At 35.6% G+C, this 21827-nt stretch carries 22 protein-coding genes; 13 read left to right on the forward strand and 9 right to left on the reverse strand.

Going from position 1 to position 21827, the window contains the following annotated elements:
* Positions 1-57: 57 nt before the first annotated feature.
* Positions 58-2544, reverse strand: a complete 2487-nt coding sequence (locus tag ACY2RS_RS09395) for a DUF5686 and carboxypeptidase-like regulatory domain-containing protein (RefSeq protein WP_490098389.1) — start codon at positions 2542-2544, stop codon at positions 58-60.
* A 176-nt stretch (positions 2545-2720) separates the two neighbouring features.
* Positions 2721-3701 (reverse strand): pyruvate dehydrogenase complex E1 component subunit beta, encoded by a 981-nt coding sequence (locus ACY2RS_RS09400; RefSeq protein WP_490098390.1) that lies wholly within the window; start codon positions 3699-3701, stop codon positions 2721-2723.
* Between the two features lie 353 nt (positions 3702-4054).
* Here ACY2RS_RS09400 and ACY2RS_RS09405 point away from each other — a divergent pair, with 353 nt between their 5' ends.
* The 9 genes from ACY2RS_RS09405 to ACY2RS_RS09445 all read left to right on the forward strand — a co-directional run bounded on the left by ACY2RS_RS09405 (position 4055) and on the right by ACY2RS_RS09445 (position 12301).
* Entirely contained in the window at positions 4055-4795 is a 741-nt protein-coding gene (locus ACY2RS_RS09405) for an electron transfer flavoprotein subunit beta/FixA family protein (RefSeq protein ID WP_490098391.1), read from the forward strand.
* Between the two features lie 113 nt (positions 4796-4908).
* Positions 4909-5871 carry an electron transfer flavoprotein subunit alpha/FixB family protein gene (locus ACY2RS_RS09410; protein WP_490098392.1) on the forward strand — a complete coding sequence of 321 codons (963 nt, stop codon included), beginning with the start codon at positions 4909-4911 and terminating at the stop codon, positions 5869-5871.
* A 97-nt stretch (positions 5872-5968) separates the two neighbouring features.
* Positions 5969-6592: a bifunctional nuclease family protein gene (locus ACY2RS_RS09415; RefSeq protein WP_490098393.1), complete on the forward strand. Its 624-nt coding sequence runs from the start codon at positions 5969-5971 to the stop codon at positions 6590-6592.
* Positions 6593-6610: 18 nt separating this feature from the next.
* Positions 6611-8347: a NupC/NupG family nucleoside CNT transporter gene (locus ACY2RS_RS09420; protein ID WP_490098394.1), complete on the forward strand. Its 1737-nt coding sequence runs from the start codon at positions 6611-6613 to the stop codon at positions 8345-8347.
* Between the two features lie 137 nt (positions 8348-8484).
* On the forward strand, positions 8485-9309 hold the full coding sequence (locus ACY2RS_RS09425) for a thymidylate synthase (protein WP_490098395.1): 825 nt from the start codon (positions 8485-8487) through the stop codon (positions 9307-9309).
* Between the two features lie 20 nt (positions 9310-9329).
* Positions 9330-9758 (forward strand): energy transducer TonB, encoded by a 429-nt coding sequence (locus ACY2RS_RS09430; protein WP_490098396.1) that lies wholly within the window; start codon positions 9330-9332, stop codon positions 9756-9758.
* A gap of 79 nt (positions 9759-9837) precedes the next feature.
* A complete protein-coding gene (egtB, locus tag ACY2RS_RS09435) occupies positions 9838-11007 on the forward strand; it encodes an ergothioneine biosynthesis protein EgtB (protein WP_490098414.1) in 1170 nt (389 codons plus the stop codon).
* An 8-nt stretch (positions 11008-11015) separates the two neighbouring features.
* On the forward strand, positions 11016-11984 hold the full coding sequence (locus ACY2RS_RS09440; protein WP_490098397.1) for an L-histidine N(alpha)-methyltransferase: 969 nt from the start codon (positions 11016-11018) through the stop codon (positions 11982-11984).
* Between the two features lie 35 nt (positions 11985-12019).
* Positions 12020-12301: a DUF427 domain-containing protein gene (locus ACY2RS_RS09445; RefSeq protein ID WP_490098398.1), complete on the forward strand. Its 282-nt coding sequence runs from the start codon at positions 12020-12022 to the stop codon at positions 12299-12301.
* 46 nt (positions 12302-12347) lie between these two features.
* Here ACY2RS_RS09445 and ACY2RS_RS09450 read toward each other — a convergent pair whose 3' ends face one another.
* Positions 12348-13280, reverse strand: coding sequence for a DUF1295 domain-containing protein (locus ACY2RS_RS09450; RefSeq protein ID WP_490098399.1), 933 nt, complete (start codon positions 13278-13280; stop codon positions 12348-12350).
* Positions 13281-13457: 177 nt separating this feature from the next.
* Here ACY2RS_RS09450 and ACY2RS_RS09455 point away from each other — a divergent pair, with 177 nt between their 5' ends.
* Positions 13458-14240, forward strand: coding sequence for a porin family protein (locus tag ACY2RS_RS09455; protein WP_490098400.1), 783 nt, complete (start codon positions 13458-13460; stop codon positions 14238-14240).
* On the opposite strand, the gene ACY2RS_RS09460 is transcribed toward ACY2RS_RS09455, so the two are convergent.
* Complete coding sequence (locus ACY2RS_RS09460) at positions 14235-14696, reverse strand: RNA methyltransferase (RefSeq protein WP_490098401.1); 462 nt, start codon at positions 14694-14696, stop codon at positions 14235-14237. The genes ACY2RS_RS09455 and ACY2RS_RS09460 overlap by 6 nt on opposite strands.
* A gap of 90 nt (positions 14697-14786) precedes the next feature.
* Here ACY2RS_RS09460 and ACY2RS_RS09465 point away from each other — a divergent pair, with 90 nt between their 5' ends.
* Complete coding sequence (locus ACY2RS_RS09465; protein WP_490098402.1) at positions 14787-15563, forward strand: M90 family metallopeptidase; 777 nt, start codon at positions 14787-14789, stop codon at positions 15561-15563.
* Here ACY2RS_RS09465 and ACY2RS_RS09470 read toward each other — a convergent pair whose 3' ends face one another.
* Positions 15564-15830, reverse strand: coding sequence for a hypothetical protein (locus ACY2RS_RS09470; RefSeq protein ID WP_490098403.1), 267 nt, complete (start codon positions 15828-15830; stop codon positions 15564-15566).
* A 212-nt stretch (positions 15831-16042) separates the two neighbouring features.
* Here ACY2RS_RS09470 and ACY2RS_RS09475 point away from each other — a divergent pair, with 212 nt between their 5' ends.
* Complete coding sequence (locus tag ACY2RS_RS09475; protein ID WP_490098404.1) at positions 16043-16840, forward strand: DUF6503 family protein; 798 nt, start codon at positions 16043-16045, stop codon at positions 16838-16840.
* A gap of 78 nt (positions 16841-16918) precedes the next feature.
* Here the strand turns inward: ACY2RS_RS09475 and ACY2RS_RS09480 are convergent, their stop codons facing one another.
* From ACY2RS_RS09480 to ACY2RS_RS09490, 3 genes are all read right to left on the reverse strand, one after another.
* Complete coding sequence (locus tag ACY2RS_RS09480; RefSeq protein ID WP_490098405.1) at positions 16919-17581, reverse strand: response regulator; 663 nt, start codon at positions 17579-17581, stop codon at positions 16919-16921.
* Between the two features lie 7 nt (positions 17582-17588).
* Positions 17589-19514 carry a tetratricopeptide repeat-containing sensor histidine kinase gene (locus tag ACY2RS_RS09485; protein WP_490098406.1) on the reverse strand — a complete coding sequence of 642 codons (1926 nt, stop codon included), beginning with the start codon at positions 19512-19514 and terminating at the stop codon, positions 17589-17591.
* A 511-nt stretch (positions 19515-20025) separates the two neighbouring features.
* Entirely contained in the window at positions 20026-20748 is a 723-nt protein-coding gene (locus tag ACY2RS_RS09490; RefSeq protein WP_490098407.1) for a LytR/AlgR family response regulator transcription factor, read from the reverse strand.
* 196 nt (positions 20749-20944) lie between these two features.
* On the opposite strand from ACY2RS_RS09490, the gene ACY2RS_RS09495 reads away from it, so the two are divergent.
* Positions 20945-21181 carry a hypothetical protein gene (locus ACY2RS_RS09495; protein WP_490098408.1) on the forward strand — a complete coding sequence of 79 codons (237 nt, stop codon included), beginning with the start codon at positions 20945-20947 and terminating at the stop codon, positions 21179-21181.
* A 97-nt stretch (positions 21182-21278) separates the two neighbouring features.
* Here the strand turns inward: ACY2RS_RS09495 and ACY2RS_RS09500 are convergent, their stop codons facing one another.
* Positions 21279-21497 (reverse strand): YgjV family protein, encoded by a 219-nt coding sequence (locus ACY2RS_RS09500; RefSeq protein ID WP_490098409.1) that lies wholly within the window; start codon positions 21495-21497, stop codon positions 21279-21281.
* Positions 21498-21827 lie beyond the last annotated feature (330 nt).

Raw genomic sequence — 21827 nt, forward strand, 5'->3', positions numbered from 1 at the left:
ATTGAATGTTATTTGTGTGTTAAGAAGTAAAATGCCTATAATATTTCAGAAATACCCCTAAAAGTCAAAGCCAAAGGTACCCGTAAAACCATACTTTCTGGCATTTGGATAGTCTATCTCGTTCAGGTAATTTCCGCGAATATTGAAGTCGAGGCGGAAGACTTTAAAAATATTTCCTATTCCAAAGCTGTATTCGTAATAGGGTTGTGTGGGAGCCACATAGTCAATGTTAGATCTATTTAGCGCTATGTTCTCCGGGCTAATATTTCCAATCACTGTTCTAAATCCAATCACTTCACGAAGGTTTAAATCTCGCACCCATGGGATGCGCTGAAAAATGCGTCCGCCAAAATTATGTTGCAGATGCACCGAAACATATTCATCACTTACAAATTCGTAAAAATCTAACTGTGAAAAGGTATTATAAATACTAAACAATGTTTGGTTTCCGGGAATTGGGTTGAGCAAGCTAATGTTCACCTCACCAAATGTTTTTCCTGCTTCAATAGTTGTGGTTAGACGTCCTATACCACCAATATTCCATGGGTGCGAGTAAAGTCCTTGGATACGCTCGTAATCAAAATCGCTATCCAACAAGCCTTCAAAACCTTTTGAAAATCCTAAATAAATGCTTGGAAAATCACCACTATTAATCACCGTACGTTCTACACCATAGCCCGATGTTTTTCGTTTTGGGGTGTAGAAAAAGCCTAATTCGACCTCGGCTTGTTGCACATCACTTCGAATGTCCTCTCCCTGTTTTTGATAGTCTATAGAAAACGTTTCGGTAGCCGATGTTAATGTTCTAAAGGATCCTGTAAGACGTATGTTAAAATTCTTAGCAGGTTCTGAAGAGACTCCTACCGTTCCTAATCTAATACGTGTAAGTCGATCATTTGCTCCTACAGTAATTAGTGAAGAAGAGGCTAAATTTCTTCCCAGCACATCTGTGGTAGAAGTTAAACTTGCTCCTGTTTGTTCTACATCTTTTCTAAATCCGCCATAGACAGTGAACCTAGATTTTCTATCCAATAAGTATTTTCCTGAGAGTCCGAACTTAAAACGATTGTCTCTAAAACCATAGGCTCCAAAACCTTCGAGACGCCACGGGTCATTTTGAGAGAAATACGTTCTACCTCCTAATCGAATTCTAAATCCTTCAGCCTCGTTAAATCCTACAATAGAAAACACCGGACCAATATCAAAGTTATCTACCTCATAATATCCAGAGGCTAAAACAGATCCTATACTATAGAGCGCTTTAAAACGCGGCACTGTTTTTAAGGTGTCTAACATTTTATAGACACTTAATTCGTCTTTATTTAATTTCTCTAATCTGTTTTCTTCCCAATATTCATCTGGTCTATTAAAAACTTCGTATTGATACGGATCTACTTGTTTCTTATAAAATGCTTTGTCTTTGGGTTGATCAAAAGTATAGTCATCATATAGGGTGGTTCTTCTTCCATAAATACCTTTTGCCTCCTCTTTATCTCGAAGACTAAAATCGCTCATAAAATAATCACGGGTGATTAAGAAAATAGAATCGTTTAATACATCAAATTCTTGTTCTATATACACCTCTCTAATCCAGTTAAGATTGGCGCTTTTTGTGGCCTGAAGGTTAATTTCTTTAATAGCCCAGGTGGTATCGTTTACCCAGAAATCTCCTTTAAAAGTGAGTTCATTTTTACGTCTTGGATAGTAGACAATATTATAACACCATTTATCCCCTCGATAGGCACTATCAAGCAATACATAATTATATACATCGATCCCGGTTCTTGACAACGGACTCGTAAAAGCTTTGTCAAAAAACTTTAGATAATTATCATACACATCATAATCACTATACAAATCTTTTAGAAAAGCAATTAAGGTATTGTTATTCTCAAAACCAGAGTTTTTATTTCCTTCGAGAATTTCTTTTTCCTTTTTCAGGTTATTATCACCGTACACTTTTGAAAACGCCTCATTAATAAAAATAGGCAAATAGGTATTCCCTGTTACTTTTGAAGTATCGACCTCATCAAAAATAAATTCCATGCCTTTAAAGATCTTTCGCTTTATAAGGGCACTATCTATAGTATTTAAATCGAATTCAAGTTTTTCGTACTTGTCGTAGGCATATTGTTGAAATTTCTTTACTCCGTTTTGTCTACGGTTTTCCCATATCTTACGAAGAATATCAATAGCAGGATTATTTTTCTTAGACTGTTTTCCACTAAAAATAACAACCTCATCTAGAGCAGCAGATTCTTGTTCTAGCACAATCTCCATTTTGTAATTGGTTCTTTGTGTTAAGGTGAGCTCTTTGTCTTTAAACCCTACAAAAGAAAATACTACGGTAGTATAGGTCTCGTCACTTTCTAGATAAAAGCGTCCATCTTCATTGGTAATAGTACCCTCAAAGCTGTCTTTAAAAACCACATTTGCAAAAGGAACTGGTTCCCCGTCAGTGTCTTTAACAAAACCACTTATTTTAGTCTGCGCAAATGCACATACCGAAAGAAAAAGTAGAAAAAGAAAAAGGGTATTCTTCATAAAATAAAAGTCCTAGTATTAAATTAAGACTAGGAGCGTACAAATTAAAAATAAAAAATTGCTTCTTGGTCGTAAAGGAATCTTAAAATTAACGTTTCAGTAAAACAAAAGCTTTTTTAAACTAGTGTCTTTTATAGACTCGTTTAAAAAAGCTTTATTACAAAATAACCGAAGGGTTATTTTTTATACATTACTTTCTTTACAGCTTTAATAACATCATTACTGTTAGGCAACCATTCTGCCAATAATACTGGAGAATAAGGAGCAGGCGTATCTGCTGTGTTTATTTTTTCAATAGGAGCATCAAGATAATCAAATGCTTGACTTTGCACTTGGTAGGTGATCTCTGTAGATACATTTCCAAAAGGCCATGCTTCCTCTAAAATCACCAAACGGTTGGTCTTTTTTACAGATTCCAAAATCGCATCATGATCTAATGGGCGTACCGTACGTAAATCTATAATTTCACATTCTATCCCTTCTTTTGCAAGCTCATCTGCTGCTTTGTATGCTTCTTTAATAATCTTACCAAAAGAAACAATGGTCACATCGGTTCCTTTTCTTTTTGTTTCGGCAACACCTATAGGTATTAAGTATTCTCCTTCTGGCACTTCTCCTTTATCACCATACATTTGCTCACTTTCCATAAAGATTACTGGATCATCATCGCGAATAGCACTCTTTAATAATCCTTTAGCATCTGCAGGGTTACTAGGCACAATCACTTTTAATCCAGGCGTATTGGCATACCAATTTTCAAAGGCCTGCGAATGCGTTGCAGCTAATTGACCCGCACTTGCCGTAGGACCTCTAAACACAATCGGGCAGTTAAATTGTCCGCCACTCATTTGTCTAATCTTTGCTGCGTTATTGATAATTTGATCAATACCTACCAAAGAGAAGTTAAAGGTCATGTATTCTACAATGGGTCTGTTACCATTCATGGCACTACCAATGGCAATTCCCGCAAAACCAAGCTCGGCAATGGGTGTATCAATCACACGCTTTGCACCAAACTCATCTAGCATTCCTTTACTAGCTTTGTAGGCACCGTTATATTCTGCCACCTCTTCTCCCATGAGGTAAATAGATTCATCTTTGCGCATTTCTTCGCTCATAGCCTCGGCAATGGCTTCTCTAAATTGTAATGTTTTCATCTTCAGTGCCCGCAAAGGCGGGTATATTTTAGTTATACGTCAACTTGTTTCGTTTTAAGCAAACAAGTCAATTTTAAAGTACTACAGATTAATAGTACCATTTTTTTTAGCCTCGGAAATTTTAATACTTCGGAAATATGAGATGCCCGTTAAAATTTCAGAATAACAAAAATAGTATTAATATCTTATTTTTTACACACCCAAAGGAAGGCAATTTCACATTTTGACGCTAAATTTTTACTATGCACGCATAGCAAATTAGAAATTTTTGACTATCTTTGACATCCGAAATTTTGAGATATTTGCATTTCAGAATAACAAATAAAATTACTTCAATTAAAATATAGATTTCTATGAAAATATTAGTGTGTATTAGTCACGTACCAGACACTACTTCAAAGATCAACTTCACCGATGGCGATACTCAGTTTGACACCAACGGCGTTAACTTTGTAATCAATCCTAATGACGAATTTGGACTTACTCGTGCTATGTGGTTTAAAGAAAAACAAGGTGCTAGTGTGCATGTTGTAAATGTTGGCGGACCAGAAACAGAACCAACACTTCGCAAAGCCTTGGCAATTGGTGCAGACGAAGCAATTCGTGTAAACACGCCAGCAACAGATGGATATTCTGTAGCAAAACAATTAGCAAATGTAGTACAAGAAGGAGGATATGATCTAGTTATTGGTGGTCGTGAGTCTATCGATTACAACGGTGGAATGGTACCAGGAATGGTTGCTAAAATGATCGGCGCAAACTTTGTAAACACTTGTATTAGTCTTGAAGTTGAAGGAACTAACGCGACAGCTATTAGAGAAATTGACGGTGGTAAAGAAACCTTAAGCACTTCGCTTCCACTTATCGTTGGAGGACAAAAAGGGTTGGTAGAAGAAAGTGACCTTCGTATCCCCAACATGCGCGGTATCATGCAAGCAAGAAGCAAACCACTACACGTAAAAGAACCTATCGATGCTGCTGCAGAAACAAGTACTACAGTATTTGAAAAGCCAGCACCAAAAGGAGCCGTAAAATTAGTAGATAATGTAGACGCATTAATCGACTTATTACACAACGAAGCAAAAGTAATTTAAACCTGAATTCCCCCTTTGAAGGGGGCTAGGGGGATGTTATAGAAACATTGTAACAAAGCAAACACCCCTCTTACTCCCCTCAAGGGGAGAATTTAATATAAAAAATCAAAAACATGAGTGTTTTAGTATATACAGAATCTGAAAACGGTTCATTCAAAAAAACAGCTTTTGAAGTAGTGTCTTACGCAAAAGCAATCGCAAATGAAATGGGTACTTCTGTAACAGCAGTAGCTATTAATGGAGGTGACGCATCGCAATTAGGTACCTATGGTGCAGATAAAGTACTAGAAGTTGCTAACGACAGTCTTTCTAACTTCAACGCAGAAGCCTATGCAGATACCGTTGCACAAGCAGCAAAAGCAGAAGGTGCAAGTGTTGTGGTATTGTCTCAAACAGCAAATGCTAAATTTATGGCACCACTTGTTGCTGTAAACTTAGAGGCTGGTTATGTGCCAAATGCAGTAGCATTACCAGTGAGCACAGCACCTTTTAAGGTAAAGCATAGCGTATTTACAAACAAAGCGTTTTCTGTTACAGAAATCAATACCGCTACAAAAGTAGTAGGTCTCGGTAAAAACGCATACGGTTTGCATGAAACAAGTGCCGCAGCAGTAACCGAGTCATTTTCACCAAGTCTTACAGAAAACAATACCAAAGTAGTATCTGTAGACAAAGCAACAGATAAAGTAACCATAGCAGACGCAGAGATTGTAGTATCTGCTGGACGTGGACTCAAAGGACCAGAAAACTGGGGAATGATCGAAGAAATGGCTACTATCTTAGGAGCTGCAACTGCTTGCTCTAAACCTGTAAGTGATATGGGTTGGAGACCTCACGGAGAACACGTGGGTCAGACTGGAAAACCAGTAGCTTCTACCTTATATATTGCGATTGGTATTAGTGGTGCCATCCAGCACCTTGCTGGTATTAACTCTTCTAAAGTAAAAGTAGTGATCAATAACGATCCAGAAGCTCCTTTCTTCAAGGCTGCAGATTATGGTATTGTTGGAGATGCTTTTGAAGTAGTACCACAGCTGAATGAAAAATTAAAAGCCTTTAAAGCTCAAAATGCATAATTTTTATTAATTTGTGCCTTTCAAAAAAGGGCTGTTTAAAAAGGACAACCTCCCGATTAAACAGCCCTTTTTCAGTGTGTAAAACTGTATACCAAAAATGAGTCTAGTACGATTAAATATCAAGGGTATATCCTACAGCCAAACCCAAAACGGCGCCTACGCTTTAATACTAAGCGAAGTGGATGGAAACAGAAAGTTACCCATTGTAATTGGTGCTTTTGAAGCCCAATCCATCGCCATTGCGCTAGAAAAAGAAATCATGCCGCCAAGACCCCTTACGCATGACCTTTTTAAAAACTTTGCAGACCGTTTTGAGATCGTTATCAAGCAAGTCATTATTCACAAATTAGTCGACGGGGTATTTTACTCGAGTATTATTTGTGAACGTGATGAAATTGAAGAAATTATCGATGCTAGAACCAGTGACGCAATCGCCCTTGCCTTGCGTTTTAAAGCGCCCATATTCACCTACAAAGGTATTTTAGATAGTGCTGGAATCTTCCTAAAAACGGGTCAGAAGACAGCGCAAAAAGAAGTAGATGAAGAAGCTGTTATTGAAGAGTTACTGCTTAGTGACGATAGAGAATCTGTTAGTTTAGATACAGACGACTACAAAAACAACACTCTCAAAGAATTAAACGAAATGCTAGATGCTGCCGTAGCCAATGAGGATTACGAAAGCGCTGCAAAAATTAGAGACGAGATCTCGAAGCGAAATTAAACCCAATCTCTTAAACGTATGAAAAAGCTGTTATGTATTATAGGTGTTTTATTTTTCTTCGGAAATATAACAGCTCAAAGTATAGAAAAGCAATGGACCTTTAGTGACATCACATCACAAGACGGATTGGCACTTTTTAACATCGACACAAACAACGACACGTTTCGTTTAGAAAAAGGTGTTTTTGAGTATTCTCTTGCTGCAAAAGACAACTTAAAAGCAAGTGGAGACTATCTATTCCAGAACAACTTATTAGTACTGTTTTACAACACACCAACCGATACCATTCGTAGATATCGCGTTACCGAACTCACAGAAACCAACCTTTCGTTTACCGAAAATAATATAACCTACTCGTTTACAACTCCAGAAAACACTGAAGCTATTACTGCTGTTGAAACAATTCAGGATGAAAACAACAATTCAAATGCTTCAGCAGTTATTCCTTCGCAAGGATTTTCTTTTAATAGTCTTTGGCGTGGTGTGCTAGGAATGGTCACACTTATTTTTATTGCCTTTTTATTTAGTTCAAACAGAAGAGCCATTAGTTGGCGTACGGTAGGTATCGGACTTACTTTTCAATTAATAATAGCAGTAGGCGTTTTAAAAGTGCCTTTTATACAAAGTATTTTTGAAGGTATTGGCAAAGTTTTTATTAAAGTACTTGAATTTACACAAGCTGGAAGTAAATTTTTGTTTGAAGGGCTTGTAGTAGACATGGATACCTTTGGATTTATTTTCGCATTCCAGGTATTACCTACCATTATATTTTTCTCAGCATTAACTTCAGTTTTGTATTATTTAGGTGTAATACAAATTGTAGTTAAAGGTTTTGGTTGGTTATTATCCAAAATACTTAAGATTTCTGGAGCTGAAAGTTTAAGTGTTGCTGGAAATATTTTCTTAGGTCAAACAGAAGCGCCTTTACTTATTAAAGCCTACTTAGAAAAAATGAACAAAAGTGAAATGCTTTTGGTCATGATTGGTGGTATGGCGACTGTGGCCGGAGCTGTTTTGGCAGCCTATATTGGCTTCTTAGGTGGCGATGATCCAGTATTACGTTTGGTCTTTGCAAAACACTTATTAGCTGCTTCTGTAATGGCTGCACCAGGCGCCATTGTAATTTCTAAAATACTGTATCCTCAGACCGAAGAGATTAATACAGACGTAACGGTATCTTCAGAAAAAATTGGATCTAATTTTTTAGATGCCATTGCAAATGGAACTACCGAAGGCTTAAAATTAGCAGTTAATGTTGGAGCTATGTTACTTGTTTTTGTAGCATTTATTGCCATGCTTAATTGGATCATTGGAGGAGTAGGAGAAATCACTACTATTAATGATTGGATGGCAGCAAATACAGCCTACCCTTCGCTTTCTCTAGAAGCAATTTTAGGGACAATTTTCGCACCGCTTATGTGGCTTATTGGAGTTGCTTCAGAAGACATGACAATGATGGGGCAATTATTAGGGATAAAATTAGCGGCAAGTGAATTTGTAGGATACATACAATTAGCCGAGTTAAAAAATATCAATAACGCAATGCACCTCAATTATGAGAAGTCTATCATTATGGCAACCTATATGCTTTGTGGGTTTGCTAATTTTGCTTCTATTGGTATTCAAATTGGAGGTATTGGATCATTAGCACCAGGGCAACGTAAAACCTTGTCTAAATTTGGTATGAAGGCCTTAATTGGTGGGTCTATTGCTTCCTTAATTTCTGCAGCCATTGCGGGGATGATTATTGGATAGACTAACAAGGGAACTAAACAGAATTTCACCCTATAAAATTTCAGAATAGTTAATAACTTATTATAAGACAATCTGCTGAAATTTTATCATTTTTTTTACGTTACATACTTTTACGCTTGTAAAAAAACTGCAAGACCATGAAGCAATATCACGACCTTATTAAACACGTAGTAGCCAACGGAACCGAAAAACATGACCGTACTGGAACAGGAACCAAAAGTGTCTTCGGACACCAAATGCGTTTCGACCTAAGTGAAGGTTTTCCGATGGTCACCACCAAAAAACTGCATCTTAAATCTATTATTTATGAGCTGTTATGGTTCTTAAATGGAGATACAAACATAGATTATTTAAAAGAAAATGGGGTACGTATCTGGAATGAATGGGCAGATGATAATGGCGATCTTGGTCCTGTATATGGCCACCAATGGCGTAACTGGAACAGTGAAGAAATTGACCAAATTAGTGATGTAATAAATACCCTAAAAAACAATCCAGACAGCAGAAGAATGCTCGTGAGTGCGTGGAATCCTAGTGTGATGCCAGACACCTCAAAACCTTTTGCCGAAAATGTGGCCAATGGGAAAGCTGCATTGCCGCCTTGCCATGCGTTTTTTCAATTTTATGTAGCCGACGGGAAACTGTCGTGCCAATTATACCAACGTAGTGCAGATATCTTTTTAGGTGTTCCTTTTAACATCGCATCCTATGCGCTGTTTACCATGATGATGGCTCAAGTATGCGGATACCAACCTGGAGATTTTATACACACCTTTGGAGATGCACATATTTACAATAACCACATGGAACAAATCGAGCTCCAATTGTCTAGAGATCCTAGACCTTTGCCAAAAATGATCCTCAATCCTGAAGTAAAAGATATCTTTGGCTTCAAATTTGATGACTTTACATTAGTTGATTACAATCCGCATCCGCACATTAAAGGTGCCGTTGCTATATAAACAAAACCAAATACTTACTTATGAAAAAAATGCTCCTCCTTTTAGCCCTTTTTACAGCCACTGCAACTTATGCCCAAGAAGAATGGGGCAATGTAGAAAAAAACGTAGTGACATTAAAAGAATTACCTCCTGTATGGCCTGGTTGTACTGGATCTGTAGCACAAAAAGACAAATGCTTTAATAGTAAATTGACAAAGCATATTGTAAAAAACTTCAAATATCCTACAGAAGAATATCAAAAAAACATCCAAGGACGTGTAGTTGTAAACTTTGTGATAAACACCAAAGGAAAGGTTGAAATCAAAAGTGTGACTGGCGGTAATAAAGGTTTACAAGAAGCTGCCAAAGCAAACATTTTAAAAATACCTCAATTAAAGCCGGGTATGATGGGAGGAAAACCTCGCGCCATCAACATGAGTGTTCCTTTTAATTTTAAAACAAACAAATAATACAGTTTACAACTTTTTAAGATAAAATTGTAAGAACAAACTAGTTAAAGTGTCTATATTTACCGTAGACACTTTTTTTATGATTATTACTCAAAACCTTGTTTCTTTATTCACCGAAACACGACAGCGCACAGAAGATCTTTGCAAACCTCTAGAAATTGAAGATTATGTCGTGCAGCCTTGCTTAGATGTATCTCCTCCAAAATGGCACTTGGGGCATACTACTTGGTTTTTTGAAGAATTTATTCTGAAACATTACAAACCAAACTATACCCTATTTCATCCAGATTTTGCTTTTGCTTTTAATAGCTATTACGAAAGTATTGGAAACAGAATTGTACGCACCGACAGAGGAAACATGTCTAGACCTGGCGTAGCAAAAGTGTATGATTATAGACACTATGTTACCAATGAGTTAAAAGAACTCTTAGCATCAGAAACTAACATTTCAGAAGAAATTGAACACCTATTACTCATGGGTATTCATCATGAAAAGCAACACCAAGAGTTGCTAATGACCGATATTAAATACATCCTTGGAAACAACCCTTTTCAACCTAAATACAACGATATATTTCAAGAAAGTAAAGAAGAAAAACAGGCATTTGAATGGATTTCTGTACCTGAAGGTGTTTATGAAATTGGGCATGAAGACACATCCAAATTTCATTACGATAATGAATTAGGAAGACACAAGGTTTTTATTCACGATTATCAAATTGCCAATAAATTAGTAACCAATGGAGAATACCTTGAAGCTATAAAAGCTGGCATGTATCAAGATTTTAATTTTTGGCATGCAGATGCTTGGGCATGGCTTAAGGAAACTGGAATTTCAAACCCTATGTATTGGCATGAAATTGATGGAGTTTGGCATCATTACACCCTAAAAGGCTTACAAAAACTTGATCTGGAATCACCATTAGTTCATATTTCTTATTATGAAGCATTTGCCTATGCACAATGGAAAGGATGTAGACTCCCAACAGAATTTGAATGGGAAGCAGCACAAGAACATTTTCAATGGGGACAACGTTGGGAATGGACAGAAAGCGCCTACCTACCTTACCCAGGCTATCAAAAAGCTCCAGGTGCCATTGGAGAATACAATGGTAAATTTATGGTAGACCAAATGGTGTTGAGAGGTGCTTCTGTTGTTACGGCCGACAAACATACCCGCCCTACGTATAGAAACTTTTTTCAAACAAATTTACAGTGGCAATATACAGGCATAAGACTCGCAAAATAGCTCCCTACATGACGCAAGAAAAACCAATGATTGATTCCACTTTTAAAAAAGAGGTTTTTGAAGGGCTTAGTGCTTATCCTAAATATCTTTCTTCAAAATATATTTATGATGCACAAGGAGACAAGCTCTTTCAGGATATCATGGCCATGCCGTCGTACTATTTAACGAATTGTGAGTTTGAAATTTTATCACTCCACAAAAAAGCAATTACACATTATTTTGAAGCCCGGCAACAAGGCTTCGACCTTATAGAATTAGGAGCTGGTGATGGTAAGAAAACGAAAGTCTTATTGCAGTATCTTATAGAAAACAATAGCAACTTTACCTATAAACCTATAGATATTAGCCAACATGCCATTGACAGCTTATCTAAAACTTTGACGCAAGAACTTCCTACCATCCATGTAGCAGCAGAAAAAGGAGAGTATTTTGAAGTGCTTACCAAACTTAAAACCTATAGCCAACGCAAAAAAGCAATTATGGTATTGGGTTCTAACATAGGAAATTTGCTGCACCCAAGAGCCATTGAGTTTTTATCGCAACTTAAAGATGCCATGAACAAAGACGACATCTTGTTTATAGGATTTGATCAAAAAAAGAATCCGAAAACCATACTAGATGCCTATAATGATCCAGAAGGCATTACTGCTGCGTTTAATAAGAACTTACTAGTCCGTATTAATCGAGAAATGGATGCTAATTTCGATATTTCTAAGTTTACCCATTGGGAGCAATATGATCCTGAAACAGGAACAGCAAAAAGTTTTTTAGTAGCACAAGAAGCACAAGAAGTCACTATTAATGCATTGGGCATTACCATCTCTTTTGAACCTTGGGAAACCATACATACAGAGATTTCGCAAAAGTATGATGACAAAACCATTGCTTGGCTCGCATCTGAATCGGGACTAGAAATTGTAAGGTCATTTGCAGACACCAAGAACTATTATAAAAACTATATGTTTAAAGTAAAATAATACTTCATTGTATTATTGCAATACATCTATTACACATGAAAGCAATTTGGAACAATCAAGTCATCGCAGAGAGTAACGAAACAGTTGTTATTGAGAATAATCATTACTTTCCAGCAAGAAGTATTAAGAAGGAATACTACAAAGACAGTGCAACTAAAACACATTGCCCCTGGAAAGGCCAGGCTTCTTACTTTAGCTTAGAAATAGACGGTAAAACAAACACAGATGCTGCATGGTACTATCCAGAAACATCACATGCTGCAAAACCTATTGAAGGCTATGTTGCTTTCTGGAAAGGTGTTCAAGTAATTGAATAATTTTTTTTGACATATTGGAATACTAGCTTAGTGTGTCCAAACACTTCTATTTGACAAACTTTTTAAAAGGGAAAAACCTACGTACTTGTTCTTGGTATTCTTTGTAAGCAGGATATTTTCCTGCACTAATTTCTTCGCTAAAATCTGAACTACTCTTAAACAAAACCATAAGCAGTAAACAACCTATTACACTCCAATTAAGCCAAGACCCTGATGCAATGACACTAAACAGATACAAACACACCCAAACACCCTGTTCGGCAAAATAGTTGGGATGCCTCGACAATCCCCATAATCCAGTGGTATTAAATCCTTTTTTAAAAGGTTCGACTAAAAGTGTGCCTTTGTTAATCATCTTCCATTTTTTGGTTTGAAAAGCAAATTGTTGATTGTCTGCAATGGCTTCAAACGCAATAAAGAATAACAGCACTGCAGCGACAACATAATCAAAAATACCCAGGGGTTGCTCATTGTTTTGCAACACTACAATGGTAGGTAAGGTAATTAATAACAATAGCGTGTTTTGATATACTGAAATAAAGAAGAAATTAAATAGGGTCCATTTCCAACCTTTGTTAAATTCCTTTTTAGCACGTAATACTGCCCATCGATAGTCTTCTTCGCCTTGCCAAAATTTTAGCACATAGGCACCTCTTCTAGAAAAATTGTAGGTAAGTCGAATGCCCCAAATTGTTACCAATACAGCCATCAAAAAAAGTCGGGGTGAGTAGTCTCCATAATGCGCCGAAATCCAAGCAAAAATAATGGGGGTAATACTCCATATTTTATCTACCTGACTATAGTTTTTACTTAGTTCACTCACTATAAAACACAATAGAATAACAACTATATTAACACGTACAAGTGTTGTAACTGCAGAAATCTCTATGGGTCCTAACGGAGTGCCAAAAAAATAAGTGAAAATTGGTATTAATATTAGCGTAGTGATTAAAAACAGTGCCGTGTAAACTATTTTCATGTATGCATTTTTGTGTTGTTGAAACCACAATATACAAAGTTTCTTGATAGTCTTTACTAGTACTTATCGGGAACTAGGTCACAAAAAGAAACTAAGGTCGCTACTCAATTATTAGAAGAAAAAAACTATTTTAGCTATCAATTCTTTAAGAGGAGTACGAATTCAACAAAAAAAAACATGAAACAAACTTTTTTAAAAACACTTTGCTTGACGGCTATCTTTGCAGTAAGCACTACCCTATCGGCTCAAAAATTAAAAGTAGGAGTTAAAGGCGGTATCGTAATTCCAGAATTATCACAACAGGAAGATAATATTTTTGCAGATGGATTTGAATCTGCAAGTTCTTTTCAGCCAGGTATCTTTTTTGAATATGTGGTAAGTGACTTATTCTCTATACAGCCAGAATTTAACTACGCAGAGCGTGGTGGAAAAAGAAATGGATTACAACCCATTCCTGCAGCCGATGTTCCTGTAGAACTTTCTGAACTGCTTCCTGAAGGTGTTACTCCTTATGCAGAATTTGACAATTATTCTAGACCGACTTATGTAGAAGTACCAATCTTATTAAAATTTGGATGGGGTAAAGAATGGCGTTTTTATGCCAATGCCGGACCCTATGTTGCCTTCTTGGTAAAAGCAGAACAACTTACGAGTGGCTCTAGTCCAATTTATATAGACGAAGCAGGCGAACAACCTGTTACCGTAGATACTCCATTTGGTACCTTTGACGCTGTAGCAAACTTCAACAAAACTACCGATGTTAAAGACAGACTAAATAGCATCGATGCAGGACTGCATGCAGGTATTGGTGTAATCCATAAATTTACACCTAAAAGTGAATTATTTATAGATGGTAGATTCTCTAAAGGGTTTGTACCATTACAAGCCGATGCAGTTAATGGAGAAACAACGCTAGGAAGTTTGGTATTTTCTTTTGGATACGCTTACACCATTTTATAATAGCGGCTTAGAACGGCTTCTATCATACAACACAATACTACCCGCAACAGCTACATTTAAGCTAAACTCTGATGGGAATTGTACTAAAAAATGAGATTTTTCAACGGCCTCCTTTGTGAGGCCATTATCTTCTGCCCCCAATAAATACACACATCTTTTTGGATGTGTAAAATCTTCAAGATTTTCTGCAGCATCGGTTTTCTCAACCCCAACAATGCGCACACCTTTGGGCAAATGTGTAAAAAAATCTTCAAAATCTTTGTAGTGATAATAGGGTAATGATTTGACTGCATTGTGTGTATCACTGGCCTGATTTGCATAGCGCTTTCCAATTGTGAAGATAAAACTTGCCCCTAAATTCTGGGCAGTACGCCATAACACCCCAAGATTTTCTGGTGTCTTTCCGTTTTGAATACCAATCCCAAAAAAATCGGTTGTAAAATTATTAGGTTGCATACAACAAAGGTACATTGCTTTTGGTAATTCTGAAATTTTAAATCATGAGACTACTCTCTATTTGTTGTCACTATTTGCTATTTTTAAAGCATGACATATCTTCTCTTATTTGCCTTACTTATTCTCTTTGCCGTCTATGCATTTTCAAAAGCAAAGAAAAAGCCCGCACAATTAGACACTAAGAACTGGCATTCATTACTTACAAAGCATGTGCTATTTTACACCAAACTAACACAAGAGCAGCAGCAAATATTTCAGAAAAGAATGCAACGCTTCTTAGATGAAGTATACATCGAAGGTGTTAAAACAGAAGTGACAGTATTAGATCAGATTCTAATTGCAGCGAGTGCCGTTATTCCAGTTTTTGGCTTTAAAGACTGGCACTACAACAACCTAAGTGGCGTGTTACTATATCCAGACACCTTTAATGAAGATTTAGAATTTAGCGCCAATGCAGATGGAAAAAAGATCCTTGGCTTGGTAGGCACGGGCCGATTTGAAGGACAAATGATTTTAAGTAAAAAAGCCCTTCGTAGCGGTTTTAGCAACAAAACAGATAAAAGTAATACGGGAGTGCACGAGTTTGTGCATTTGGTTGACAAAACTGATGGAGTAACAGACGGCATACCCGAACGCTTGTTAGAGAATCAATATGCCATTCCATGGCTCAACTTGATGCATGAAGAAATGGAAGCGATACATAATGACACTTCAGACATTAGGAGCTATGGTGGCACCAACAAACAAGAGTTTTTTGCAGTAGCATCTGAGTATTTTTTTGAACGTCCCGAACTCTTACAAAGAAAACATCCTGCGCTATTTAAAATGCTTGAAGATTGCTTTCAAACACAGAACTATAATACATAATTATGTGTGTTTTTGTCTGCATCTCGGACAACCCACTCCTGCGGTAGTGCTTTTTAATTTAATGCCATTAAGGTGTGTGACCATAAATTTTTGCACAAAAGCATAATTAGCTTCTCCATTATTTACATCTATCTGCGGATCTTTAAATTTTTCTCGTACCTCATCTGCATATTCTTGGTCTCCCCAACAATTTGGGCAATACCCTTTGGTAAGTGATGCTATTTCTTCGTTGGTGTTTTTGTTTAGTAGTTTCTTTAAAAAATTCATATTGATGAGCGTATGTGTATTTGAACTATTATTTTGCAGCCATGAGTTGAAAATAAAGAGTTTTTCAAGATAATAAAATTTCACATCATTGTACGCCATATGCTCCTTAAGAAACCCCAACACTTTTTTTAAAATATTTTACAATAATTGGCACCTGTTGAAATGAATCACAAAACGTTACGACTTAGCATCATTAATAAACCACATTAACCATGAAAAAACACCTTGTCTTTGGATTCTTTAGCTTAGTATTAGTAAGCATATCTTGCAAGAACAACGCAGAGACATCTAAAGAAACCTTAGCTCCAACGCTAGTAAAAGATGGCGTTGTAAAACCTTCAAAAGCGCAACACATTATTGATAGCGCTATTGAAGCACATGGAGGTGATCTATATGAAACAGCCGATTATAGTTTCGTATTTAGAAAGAAACACTATCGCTTTGCAAATAATGGTACCAAGTACACCTATGAAGCACAAGCAACTAAGGATGGGAGCACCTATCTAGATAAGATTGTAGACGGTACTTTTTCGAGAACGAAAGAAGGTGCACCCCAGGAAATTTCCGAAGAAGATATACTGAAATATTCGGAAGCCCTAAATTCTGTGATCTATTTTGCCACCTTACCTCATAAACTAAAAGACAAAGCAGTACACAAAAAATTTGTACATGAAACGAGTATCAAAAACAAGCGCTATGATGTTGTTGAGATTACCTTCTCGCAAGAAGGTGGCGGAATCGACTTTGATGATGAGTATTACTATTGGGTGCATCAAGAAACTCATAAAATAGACTACTTAGCTTATAATTACCAAGTTAATGGTGGCGGTGTACGTTTTAGAGAAGCCTATAATAGCCGTGTGGTAGATGGTATTACATTTCAAGATTATGTTAATTACAAAGCTCCCGTTAGAACACCACTAAAAGAGCTTCCACTACTTTTTGAAGCTGGAACATTAAAAGAAGTATCGAAGATTATCACAGAAAAGGTAAAAAACAACTCAAAATAAAGAACAACCAAGTAAGTGGTTAGTAGATACTAAAAAACCATGGTTCCTTTAGCTAGCAATTGTAGTTTTTAAAAGCGTTTATAAAAAGCCTTTTTCTCTAGCAATAGCCAACAGCTTTTTGTCATCTCCTTGTTGAATATTAAAGATTTCTTTGAGCTTTTTTTTACGTCTTTCTATGGCACTTAAAGACAATGGAATTTTTTGTGGCATGTCTGAAATTCTAGTTCCCATAGAAATTTCATACAACAATTGGCGATCTATTTTATCTAAAGTAAACTGCGAAACAGTGTTGTTTCTAAGCACTTGTTTTGGTGTCTTGCTGTAATAGGTATCGTTATCTAACACATTTAAAATAGCGCCTTTTAAATCTTCTGGCAGTAATTCACTTTTAATAATAAAGCCCTCAGGATTGATACTTCTAAAAATACTGTCTACCCTATAATTATCATTATACGTGGTACAAACAATCACTTTTGAGTTGGGATATTGCTTTTTAATATGAAGTCCTAAATCTTCTCCAGATAGCATCTTTCTGTCTTCAGGAATAGGAAGGTTGATGTCTAGAAAAATTAAATCGTAGGGTTTTAAACCTAGTGCTACTGTGGCATCATAAATAGTAGATTTATGATCGATAGCAAACTGATGAGTATCGCTTTCCTCAGCTATTACTTCAAGCGACTTCATATACGCTTGCGCAATAATAGGATGATCTTCAACAATAAGTACCTGCGTAACCGCCATGATCGATTTATGAATTTGAATCTAAAAATACAATTTTTAAACTAGTTCCTTTGGTTGGCTCAGAATCAATACTAAGTTCTCCCCCAAGTCTTGCAACTCTTGTTTGTATATTATCGAGTCCGATTCCATTTTTTCTTTTACTACTATCAAACCCAAGACCATCATCTTTTACGGTAATAGCCCAATGTTCTGGTAACATTTCAAAATCTATGTAGACATTTTCTGCAGCTGCATGTTTGCGGATATTTTGCAGGGATTCTTGCACAATTCTAAAGAGTTCTATTTTATGTGTTTCTGAAATTTTATTCCAATCGATAGCTGGCGATGCATGAAAATGATACGCGTAGTTTCCTAATTCACTTTGTTCTTTTAATAGCCTTTTTACAATAAGACCATAATCCTGTTTGGAAGCAGAAATGTTACTCTTCAAATTATGTGATAGTTTTCTAATATCCTTTTCCAATTCATGCAAAGAGACAATGTTTTCTTTTAATTCTAGGTTGTCTTTTTTGGCTACTTTTAAATAGCCAATTTTCATTCTAGTGCCAAATAATTTGCCTAAAACCCCATCGTGTAATTCTTCGGCGATTCTATTTCGCTCTTGTAATCTACCATTTTCAAGAGCGGTTTGTTGTTCATAAATTAAACGAGATACTTCTTTATTAGAGGCTTCATTTTCTTTTTCAAACAATAACAATTTATTTTTTTGACGCTGTGCTATTAAAAAATAAAGCATGGTTAAAAACGTAATCGTGAGAATAGACCCAATTAAGATGATAGTTTGCTGCTGCACCAGGGTTTCATTTTGAAAAATATAATCATCTGTTTCAAAACGGAGTCGTGCAAACGTATTCTTTAAATTATCGTCCTTTTTTTGAATGCTATCATTTATTGCGATATATCTGGTTAAGTATTTTTTAGAATTCTTTTGATCTAGTTTTGACAATAAGAAATATGATGTCAACACATCTCTATTATTGTTAATTTTTTTAGATGCTTGATTTGCTTCTTTGGCTATTGAGATTGCTTTGAGCGTATCCTTCCGAAAGGCATAATACGACGCCAAATGTAATTTACTAACAATAATACCCGCTGAATCATTTATGCTATCTCTAATTGCAAATGACTCTTGTAATTGTTGATATACGCCTGTAGTATCAGACAGCAACAATTTAGCATTTGCAATATTATCTTGTATGGTGGCATACAGTCTAATGTCCTTTCTAACAAGTTCATCTTCTAGTGCTTGCCTAAAATAACGAAGTGCTTCTTGGAAGTTTTCTTGTTTCTGATACACCAAGCCAATATCATTTGAAGAGGCCGAATAATAGGTATTCTCTTTTTGGATAGCAGGCAATAGCTCCATACTTTTTTTATGATATTGAATGGCACTTTCAAAATCATCAATATCTGTATAAATATTTCCTAAGAGATTATAAGACTTATATAAAGATGTGTTCTTCTTTAAATTCTTGTAGATGGAGATTGTTGAAAAAAGATTGCTCTCGGCTCCGTAGTTATCTTTTACACGCCCTTGAATAAATGCCATATTATACAGCATTTTAGCGGCATAATACTCTTCTTCAATGCTATTATACAATTCAAATGCTTTTTTGTAGTTTTTAAAGGCGTTTATAAAGTCATTGTATTTTACAAAAAAGGTAGCCTTATTCCAATAGGTTTCTGCTAAAGCGTTTTTAAATTCACCTCTTGTAGCTTCTTGTTGCACATAGGCATTATATGCTAAAAACAATGTGGTGTCCTTTTTAACCTCAGTTTTATCTAGAATACGAAGCATTTGTTGAAGCGAAATGGTATCGCTTTTAGCTTCTTTTAAAGTATTAAAATATTCTATAAGGGTAGGTTTAGAAGCAGCATCGATATCTTGATTAGATATTTTAGGTGACTCTTTTTGAGTTGTACAACTAATCACACACATCATGAAAACACCATAATATAAAAAATGGAGTTTTCTAATACTAGTAAGGGAGTAATCAACCATAGCAACTAAAAAAGCTCAAACGTATTTTTAAAATGTTTGAGCTTTTGCAAGTTATAAAATAATTATTTATTTAATCACCATCCTTGTCTTTATCGTTGTCTGGCTGTGAAGAGCTTTCTCCACCAGTTGCTAGTTCTTGTTGTGTTGCGTCGTCAACCATTGCTTCTTCTGTACATGATGTCATACCTAATGTAAAAGCAGCGATTGCTATAACTATTTTTAAATTTTTCATTTTTGTGGGTTTAAAGATTTTAAAATTGCTAGGCCCTTTTGGTCCTAACGTGAAATAATGTCAAAACCTTTTATGAGGAGATTGTGACAGGAATAGAAGCTTCTTTCTGCTTGCAAAATATAACAGATAAGAATCTTACAACCTCATTTTCAACAACAACTATTGAACCCATAAGGTCTGCTAGTGAAAGGGTGTTTTTTGAGAGGAATATTAATTTAAAGCAGAGACAGAAATAGCTGTAAGTGAAGATTTCATATCTTCAATGTTACATTTATATGTTTTTGTAAATGGAATTGCTTCAGGATGCGTCTTGAGATTGCACTTTCCTTTTCCTTGGTTTATTCTAGAAATGTAATTTTTATTAATCACATAGCTTTTGTGAATTCTGTAAAAGTTATCTGGAAGTAAACTTTCAAAAGTCTTTAAGGTTTTGTAGGCGCTAACAACTGTTCCATCGTTTAAATAAAAATCTGTTGTGTTATTATCAGCCTTTAAAAAGATAATATCATCTGTGTTGAGATATTGATAGTCTTTATATGAATTAAGACACAATGTGGTGTTTGTTTTTACATCAAATCTTGACTTGAAACGAAGTAGTGACTTACGAATTTCAAGTTCTTTAAATGGGTTTAAGAAATAATCCACAAACCCTTCTTTGAAAGCATCATATGCCGCAGCTTTTGTTTTTGATATTGCTATAAAATGTGGAGCCTCTTCGAGATATTGTGAGACTTCTCTAACAAACATGTTAATTCCTCCAGAAATTCCATCTATGTTGACAAAAACAATGTTCGGCTTTAGTTTTAAAACACTATTTAAACCCTCATCATATGTAGCCTCAGAGCCATGAAATTTTAACCACGAATGCTCCTCTAAAAAATACTTTAGTGTTGTACAATTTTTAGGCTGATCAATGATAAAATAACGTAACATAGCGACTTCTTTAGAATATACTAATTTACATATTATGTACCTATTAAATGTAAGGGCTAACCTTGTAAAGTTGGTGTAAAACACACATACAAACGAGGGGAAAACCTTACTTTTTGTATGGTTAAACCTTTGTGTAAGTTGTTTGAAATTGTATAATTTCACATTGTTACAAACCCATACCTAGGATTAAGAAAAAATGAACATTGAAGATAGCGGTCATACCCAACAAGAGCTCAAAATTCATGTTGGTAATAAAGAAGAAAGAGATTATTTTTTAACCCAGTTTGATTTAAATACCTACTTATTGGTAGAGCATAAAGATGGTACAACGCACATTTTTACTCAAAAAAAAGAGATAAAATCGATTGTACAAAAAATATTGAAAGGAAATAGTCCATCTAAAAGATTAAGTCAGATAATGGCCTTATTATAATTCGCATAGTGTAAAGTTACCTCACATTTACATTACAATTCTCCTCAAAAGAGGGTGGTTTTAGAACCATCCTTTTTTTATGCCTTATAACGAAAACCTAATCTTTCTTTAAAAACAAATAATATGCGTTCACAAACAGGATAGCCACATTTGTAATAATAATAGGTATACTTCCTAACAAGACGCCATAGGTCACAAAAAGTGCACAGCCTATAGAATTAATAATGCGAAGTTTTCGGATATCTTTATTAAAAAAAGACAACAATACAAAAAGGCTAGCAAGATAGCCTACAATTTCGGTTGGGTTTAGTTCCAAGAGATCTATTTTGAGATGAATGCAAAGATACTTCTTAGTTTCCTATCTTCTGAAATATTATTCAACATACTGTTTTAGTCGCATCACTAATTTCACAAAACCAAAACTGGATTCCTAACTATTTTTTTATAGTCTTCACTTTCACCGCTACACGTGAAGCATTTTTTTTGTGTATGATCTAATTTTACAGTTGTAAAGAGCAAATATTTTGTTTTGTGGGGTTTCTGAAAAGAAATAAAAAATTAAAAAAATGTTTTTGATTGTCCGTAATTTATCATAATCCTGTAATGCCTGCTATTACTATTCTATCGAACAAACGCTCTCCAAAAT

This window comes from Patiriisocius sp. 208BN25-11 (assembly GCF_058147145.1).

Bases quoted from the DNA above. Each gene is read 5' to 3' on its own strand.
- ACY2RS_RS09395 (WP_490098389.1), bottom strand. From the start codon at position 2,544: ATGAAGAATACCCTTTTTCTTTTTCTACTTTTTCTTTCGGTATGTGCA.
- ACY2RS_RS09400 (WP_490098390.1), bottom strand. From the start codon at position 3,701: ATGAAAACATTACAATTTAGAGAAGCCATTGCCGAGGCTATGAGCGAA.
- ACY2RS_RS09405 (WP_490098391.1), top strand. From the start codon at position 4,055: ATGAAAATATTAGTGTGTATTAGTCACGTACCAGACACTACTTCAAAG.
- ACY2RS_RS09410 (WP_490098392.1), top strand. From the start codon at position 4,909: ATGAGTGTTTTAGTATATACAGAATCTGAAAACGGTTCATTCAAAAAA.
- ACY2RS_RS09415 (WP_490098393.1), top strand. From the start codon at position 5,969: ATGAGTCTAGTACGATTAAATATCAAGGGTATATCCTACAGCCAAACC.
- ACY2RS_RS09420 (WP_490098394.1), top strand. From the start codon at position 6,611: ATGAAAAAGCTGTTATGTATTATAGGTGTTTTATTTTTCTTCGGAAAT.
- ACY2RS_RS09425 (WP_490098395.1), top strand. From the start codon at position 8,485: ATGAAGCAATATCACGACCTTATTAAACACGTAGTAGCCAACGGAACC.
- ACY2RS_RS09430 (WP_490098396.1), top strand. From the start codon at position 9,330: ATGAAAAAAATGCTCCTCCTTTTAGCCCTTTTTACAGCCACTGCAACT.
- egtB (WP_490098414.1), top strand. From the start codon at position 9,838: ATGATTATTACTCAAAACCTTGTTTCTTTATTCACCGAAACACGACAG.
- ACY2RS_RS09440 (WP_490098397.1), top strand. From the start codon at position 11,016: ATGACGCAAGAAAAACCAATGATTGATTCCACTTTTAAAAAAGAGGTT.
- ACY2RS_RS09445 (WP_490098398.1), top strand. From the start codon at position 12,020: ATGAAAGCAATTTGGAACAATCAAGTCATCGCAGAGAGTAACGAAACA.
- ACY2RS_RS09450 (WP_490098399.1), bottom strand. From the start codon at position 13,280: ATGAAAATAGTTTACACGGCACTGTTTTTAATCACTACGCTAATATTA.
- ACY2RS_RS09455 (WP_490098400.1), top strand. From the start codon at position 13,458: ATGAAACAAACTTTTTTAAAAACACTTTGCTTGACGGCTATCTTTGCA.
- ACY2RS_RS09460 (WP_490098401.1), bottom strand. From the start codon at position 14,696: ATGCAACCTAATAATTTTACAACCGATTTTTTTGGGATTGGTATTCAA.
- ACY2RS_RS09465 (WP_490098402.1), top strand. From the start codon at position 14,787: ATGACATATCTTCTCTTATTTGCCTTACTTATTCTCTTTGCCGTCTAT.
- ACY2RS_RS09470 (WP_490098403.1), bottom strand. From the start codon at position 15,830: ATGAATTTTTTAAAGAAACTACTAAACAAAAACACCAACGAAGAAATA.
- ACY2RS_RS09475 (WP_490098404.1), top strand. From the start codon at position 16,043: ATGAAAAAACACCTTGTCTTTGGATTCTTTAGCTTAGTATTAGTAAGC.
- ACY2RS_RS09480 (WP_490098405.1), bottom strand. From the start codon at position 17,581: ATGGCGGTTACGCAGGTACTTATTGTTGAAGATCATCCTATTATTGCG.
- ACY2RS_RS09490 (WP_490098407.1), bottom strand. From the start codon at position 20,748: ATGTTACGTTATTTTATCATTGATCAGCCTAAAAATTGTACAACACTA.
- ACY2RS_RS09495 (WP_490098408.1), top strand. From the start codon at position 20,945: ATGAACATTGAAGATAGCGGTCATACCCAACAAGAGCTCAAAATTCAT.